Source organism: Methylobacterium variabile, assembly GCF_001043975.1.
Taxonomy (GTDB): domain Bacteria; phylum Pseudomonadota; class Alphaproteobacteria; order Rhizobiales; family Beijerinckiaceae; genus Methylobacterium; species Methylobacterium variabile.
Genome location: NZ_LABY01000214.1, coordinates 1 through 5,634, shown reverse-complemented (window position 1 = coordinate 5,634; position 5,634 = coordinate 1). Strand labels below are relative to the sequence as shown.

At 72.3% G+C, this 5,634-nt stretch carries 5 protein-coding genes; 1 reads left to right on the top strand and 4 read right to left on the bottom strand.

The window, feature by feature from the left end; all coding sequences use genetic code 11:
- The 4 genes from VQ02_RS27240 to VQ02_RS27225 form a co-directional block, all read right to left on the bottom strand.
- A partial coding sequence (locus VQ02_RS27240) for an FAD binding domain-containing protein (protein ID WP_048447380.1) occupies positions 1-439 on the bottom strand: 439 nt, incomplete at its 3' end.
- Positions 436-2,790, bottom strand: coding sequence for a xanthine dehydrogenase family protein molybdopterin-binding subunit (locus VQ02_RS27235; protein ID WP_048447379.1), 2,355 nt, complete (start codon positions 2,788-2,790; stop codon positions 436-438). The genes VQ02_RS27240 and VQ02_RS27235, both read right to left, overlap by 4 nt.
- On the bottom strand, positions 2,787-3,653 hold the full coding sequence (locus tag VQ02_RS27230; RefSeq protein WP_053080566.1) for an alpha/beta hydrolase: 867 nt from the start codon (positions 3,651-3,653) through the stop codon (positions 2,787-2,789). The genes VQ02_RS27235 and VQ02_RS27230 overlap by 4 nt, the downstream gene beginning before the upstream one ends.
- Before the next feature lie 11 nt (positions 3,654-3,664).
- Positions 3,665-4,963 carry an amidohydrolase/deacetylase family metallohydrolase gene (locus VQ02_RS27225; RefSeq protein WP_048447378.1) on the bottom strand — a complete coding sequence of 433 codons (1,299 nt, stop codon included), beginning with the start codon at positions 4,961-4,963 and terminating at the stop codon, positions 3,665-3,667.
- Positions 4,964-5,087: 124 nt separating this feature from the next.
- On the opposite strand from VQ02_RS27225, the gene VQ02_RS27220 reads away from it, so the two are divergent.
- Positions 5,088-5,606, top strand: a complete 519-nt coding sequence (locus tag VQ02_RS27220; RefSeq protein WP_053080565.1) for a MarR family winged helix-turn-helix transcriptional regulator — start codon at positions 5,088-5,090, stop codon at positions 5,604-5,606.
- The last annotated feature ends 28 nt before the right edge of the window (positions 5,607-5,634 follow it).

Here is a 5,634-nt window from a genome sequence, read left to right as displayed (position 1 = left end):
GGGTGCGGCGCCCGTCGCGCCCCGCGATCTCGACCGTGGCGCGGGGCGGGGTGAGGGCGCTCACCCAGTCGGCGGCCGGATCCGCGTGGGCGAGGCTGCCGCCGACCGTGCCGCGGTTGCGCCCCGGCCGGTAGGCGATGGCCGAGGCCACCCGCCGCAGGGCGCCCCCGGTGTTGTCGGGCACGCGCCCGTCCTCGATGTCGGCATGGGTCACGCAGGCGCCGAGCATGAGGGTGCCGCCCTCCAGGCGGGCCTGCCTGAGTTCGGGGATGCCGGTGATGTCGAGGACGAGGTCGGGCTCGACGAGGCGCAGGTTGAGCATGGGCCCGAGCGACTGGCCGCCCGCGATCAGCTTCACGGAGCCGGTGGCCTCGCCGAGGCGGTTGAGGAGCGCGGGCAGGCTGGCCGGGCGCTCCCAGGCGAAGGGGGAGGGCTTCATGCAGCTTGCCTCGCGCGGGTCGAGTCCGGGTGGGCGGCCAGCACCGCCTCCACGATCCGGTGGGGGGTGACGGGGGAGTGCAGCATCTCGACGCCCAGCGGACCCAGCGCGTCGTTGACCGCGTTGGCGATGGCCGCCGGCGGCGCGATGGCCCCGCCCTCGCCGATGCCCTTCTGGCCGAAGCGCGTGTAGGGGGAGGGCGTCTCCATGTGGTCGATGCGCGCCATCGGCACCTCGGCGGGGCCCGGCAGCAGGTAGTCGGCGAAGGTGGAGGCGAGCGGCTGGCCGCGGCCGTCGAAGCGCATCTCCTCGAAGAGAGCGGTGCCGATCCCCTGCGCGAGGCCGCCGTAGATCTGGCCGTCGACGACCAGCGGGTTCACCAGCGTGCCGCCGTCCTCGACGATGACGTAGTCGAGGATCTCGACCGCCCCGAGATCGGGATCGACCGCGACCACGGCCGCGTGCGCCGCGTACGAGAAGGTGCCGGAATCGCGCTGCGGCTTGTAGCCGGCGGTGACCTCGAGCCCGCCCGGATCGGTGTCGGGGGCGAGATCCTGCGGACGCCGGTACCAGGTGCGGGCGATGGCCTCGAGCGGCACGTCGCCTGCGGGCCCGACCACGTGGCCCCCTTCGAAGCGGCACTCCTCGGGCCTCGCCTGGAGCAGGTGGGCGCCAATCCGTACGGCGCGGTCGCGCAGCTCCTCGCAGGCGGCGGCGACCGCGCCGCCCGCCATCACCATCACGCGCGAGCCCCAGGAGCCGGTCGAGTAGGGCGTCATCGCGGTATCGCCGTGGACGAGCCGAGTGCGCGCCACCGGCACGCCCAGGATCTCGTGGGCGACCTGGGCCAGCGTCGTCTCCAGGCCCTGGCCGTGGGAATGGGCGCCGATCCGGAGTTCGAGCCCGCCGTCCGGGGTGAGCCGGGCGGAGGCCTGCTCGTGGCCCGGCACCATCGGGATGCCCCAGCCGGAATAGACCGAGGTGCCGTGCGCCGCCTGCTCGCAGTAGATCGACAGGCCGAGGCCGATGCGGCGTCCGTCGGGCTCAGCCCTGGCTTGCCGGGCGCGCACGGCCTCCACGTCGATGGCCTTGAGGGCACGGGCCAGCGCCTCCGGGTAGTCGCCGCTGTCGAAATGCTTCCGGGTGATGTTCTCGAACGGCATCTGCCCGGGCCGCACGAGGTTCTTCTCGCGCACGACCTCCGGCGGGATACCGGCCTCGCGGGCGACCGCGTCGAGCACGAGTTCGAGGGCGAAGCAGACGCCGGTGCGGGCGACCCCCCGGTAGGGCAGGATCGGGCACTTGTTGGTCGCGACCGACCACGTGCGGCAGCGGTAGGCGGGAAAGTCGTAGGGCCCCGGCAGGATGCTGGCGACCTGCGCGGCCTCCAGGCAGGCCGAGAACGGGTAGGCCGAGTAGGCGCCGGAATCGACGGTCGCCTCGCAGTCGATGCCCCGCAGGGTCCCGTCGCGCTCCGCGTAGGCGGTGATGCGGTAATGGTGCTCGCGGCAATTGGCGTTGGCGGTGAGATGCTCGCGCCGGTCCTCCAGCCAGCGCACCGGATGGCCGCAGCGGAGCGCCAGCCAGCACAAAGCCACGTCCTCGGCGAGCAGGATCGCCTTGTAGCCGAAGCCGCCGCCGACATCCGGCGAGACGATGCGGATGCGGCCCTGCTCGATCCCGAGACATTCCGAGAGGCCGTTTCGCACGATGTGCGGCATCTGACTCGCGGTGTGGACGACGAGCTGGTCGAGGCGGCGGTCGAGCTGGACGACGGTGCCGCGGCCCTCGATCGGCGCCATGCATTGCCGGCCGGTCGAGATGGTGCGGCTGACCCGGATCGGCGCGTCGAGCGCGGCCGCGATGTTCACGTCGACCAGCGTCTCCAGGAAGACGTTGTCGCCCCAGTGCTCATGGACGAGGGCGGAACCGGGCGCGCGCGCCGCCAGCATGTCGTGGATCGCCGGCAGCTCCTCCAGGTCGAGGACGACGGACGCCGCGATGTCCTCGGCCTCGGCGCGGGTGGGTGCCACGCACATCGCCACCAGCTCGCCGACCTGCCGGACCTTGCCCGTGGCCAGCACCGGCTGCTCGGAGACCTTGAAGCCCGGCAGCCCCGAGACCGCGCGGATCGGCAGCACGCCGTCGAGGTCGGCGGCGGTGAAGACCCGATCGCGAAACGCCTCCGGCACGTGGATCGCCCGAATGCGGGCGTGCGCCAGGGGGCTGCGCACGAAGGCCACGTCCTGCATCCCGGGCAGGCGGATGTCGCCGACATACTGGCCGCGCCCGCGCATCAGGCGGTCGTCCTCCTTGCGGGGCAGCGGCGCCCCGACGCCCTCGGCGCTCATCGGGAGCCTCCCAGCAGACCTTGCGCCGCGCGCACCAGCAGGCCGTCGGGCTGCCGGAATTCGTTCAGGATCGAGAAGTGGTCGGCGCCCGGCACCGGCAGCAGCGCGCCGGGCGCGTGGGCGGCGGCCCGCAGGGCATTGAGGTTGCGCGCGTCGTGGACGAGGGCCGGCAGCTCGCGGGTGCCGTAGGCGATCGTCAGGGGCTTCTCCACGACCGGGAGCCGCAGGGGCGAGAGGGTCGCGATCTCGTCGTCGGTGAGTTGCAGCTTGTCGTTCAGGTAGGTGTCGCGGATCGGCGCGAGGTCGTAGACGCCCGAGATCGCGAGGCCCGCCGCCACAGCCGGGTGGCCGAGATGGAGGGCGGCGAGCTGCGCGCCCGCCGACCAGCCGGACAGCACGAGCGGGCCGCCGATCCCGTGCTCCGACCCGTGCGCGGCCAGCCAGTCGAGGCTCGCGCCGATCTCCGCGACGATCGCGGCGAGGCTTGCCTCCGGCGCGAGGCTGTAGCCCGGCATCGCGACCGACCAGCCGGCGGCGTTCAGGCCTTCGGCGAAGCAGGCGAAGTCGGCGCGCGTGTTACGCTGCCAGTAGCCGCCGTGGACGAAGACGAGGCAGGGCGCGGAGGCGCCCGCCGGGTAGAGGTCGAAGGCGGTCCGCTCAGGCCCCGCATACGGGATGTCGATGTGGTCCGCCCGCGCCGACCGGTAGGCGGCGGAGGCGGCGTTGCGCGCGGCCACCTGCGCGGCGCTGTCGGGGACGCCCGCGTTGTTGTCGTAACAGGCGCCGCGGGCTGCCGGGTCCAGCTCCGCCCAGCGGCGGCGCGGGTCCGGTGGCCTCGGGTCGTCGAGGATGAAGGCGGGCATCGGCACGCCCCTCAGGCCGCGATCGCCTGAGGCAGGATCGGCGAGTCGGCCTCGAAGCGGCGGCCCGCCCGCAGGCAGAAGGCCGGGCGCAGCAGCCGCTCGGCCACGACCTTGGTGTCCTCGTTGTCGCGCAGGAGGAAGCGGCCGCGGTCGTCGTGCAGCACCGAGACGTCGGCCACGCGGCCGACCTTCAGAGCGCCGAGGCTGTCGCTCATGCGCAGCATCTCGGCCGGGTGGGAGGTCACCATCGGCACGACCTCCTCCAGCGACAGCCCCAGCGCCATCATCGAGCTCATCGCCTGGGTGAGGCTGAAGCGGGCCTGGCCGAGGAAGGGGTGGTTCTCGTCGTCGTGGTGCTCGTCCGGGGTGCCGGCGGGCTTCGGGGCCTCGGGCACCTCGGTGTTGTAGCCGTGCATGTCGGCGCCGAGCGTGTAGGGGATGATGCCGGCCGGCAGCGAGGCGCGGGCGACCCGGTAGGAGAAGTGGCTGCCGTGGCCGACATCGACCCTGAGCCCCGCATTCATCGCCCGGCGGATGATGTGGTGGACCTCGCCCGCCTCGTTGATGAAGCCGCCGGGGTGACGGGTGAAGGGATGGGCCAGCACGTCGCCGGGGCGGAGCAGCGGGATCACCCGCTCGACGATGGTGTCGGCGTCCTCGCCGTTGGCGCCCGATTCCGGCAGGCCCCAGAGCTGGCCGAAATGCACGTAGAGCGGCAGGTCCGCCCGCCGGCTGATCTCGGCGGCCATCTCCATGACCTTGATGCCCCAGCGGGCGAAGCCGCCGATCTCGGCATGCCCCTTGATGCCGCGCACGAGGTCGCGGTTCTCGACCGCCGACTTCACCGTCGCCTCGATGTCGACGCCGTCCGGGCTGTAGAGGTTCGGGTAGAAATGGCCCTCCAGGCCGCCGACCAGATAGGCCGACAGGAAGGCGAGCACCCGCGTCTCGGCCTGCTCGGCGATGAAGTGGCGGAAGCCCGGCAGGGTCATGCAGCTCGGACCGCCCTGGTCGATCACCGTGGTGACGCCCGAGCGCACGCCGACCATGTCGGGGTTCAGGCCGAAGCGGCCGGTGACGTACTGGTAGACGTGGCCGTGGGTGTCGATCATGCCCGGCAGCACCAGCTTGCCCGAGACGTCGACCATCTCCGCGGCGGCGGAGGGCAGGATGGTCTCCTCGACCGCGGCGATGCGCCCGTCGCGCACCGCCACGTCGCGGACGCCGTCGATACCGGAGGCGGGGCAGATCACGCGTCCGCCGCGCAGGATCAGGTCGTAGCGGCGCGGATCAGGCTGGGCGTTGTCCATCTCTCGACCTCGTGATCGCGGCCGGTGGAGGCCGGCCTTGTTCTTGCCAAAAGCGAAGCATGCTTCGTATCTCCGGCTCTGCATGTGGCGTGCCAAGGCTGGAGATCGTCTAAGGAGGAGATCGATGGATGAGGTTCCGCGGGCCGAGCCTGCGCAGGAGGTGCCCGGGTCCGAACAGGTTGCCGAGGCGCCGTTCTGGCCGCTGTCCGAGCGCCCCGGTTTCCTGGCGCGCCGGATGCACCAGATCCACGTCAGCCTCTTTTCGGAGCGCTGTGCCGCCTTCCGCATCACACCGCTGCAGTACAGCCTGCTCTCGCTGCTGCGCGACCTGAAGGAAGCCGACCAGACCACTCTGGCGAACGCGGCCGCTCTCGACCGCACGACGACCACGGGTGCCCTTAAGCGGCTGGCTGCTCGCGGGCTGGTCAGCCGCACGACATCGCCGACGGATCGCCGCGCTCAGATCTGCCGCCTCACAGAAGCGGGCGAGGCGCTTCACGGCACCATGGAGCCGGCGGCGCGCTCGGCGCACGCCCTCACTGTGGCAGCTCTCACCCCCTCGGAACGCAAGTGCCTTGCAGAACTCCTGAGCCGCGTCATCGCCGACCACGATCACCGACGCGGCAAGGCCGACATCGCGTAGGACCGCGCCTGTGATCCTCCCCCGTTTT

What these genes read in the sequence shown, in the direction of transcription:
- VQ02_RS27225 (WP_048447378.1), bottom strand. Translation starts at nt 4,963, where the DNA reads ATGGACAACGCCCAGCCTGATCCGCGCCGCTACGACCTGATCCTGCGC.
- VQ02_RS27220 (WP_053080565.1), top strand. Translation starts at nt 5,088, where the DNA reads ATGGATGAGGTTCCGCGGGCCGAGCCTGCGCAGGAGGTGCCCGGGTCC.
- VQ02_RS27235 (WP_048447379.1), bottom strand. Translation starts at nt 2,790, where the DNA reads ATGAGCGCCGAGGGCGTCGGGGCGCCGCTGCCCCGCAAGGAGGACGAC.
- VQ02_RS27230 (WP_053080566.1), bottom strand. Translation starts at nt 3,653, where the DNA reads ATGCCCGCCTTCATCCTCGACGACCCGAGGCCACCGGACCCGCGCCGC.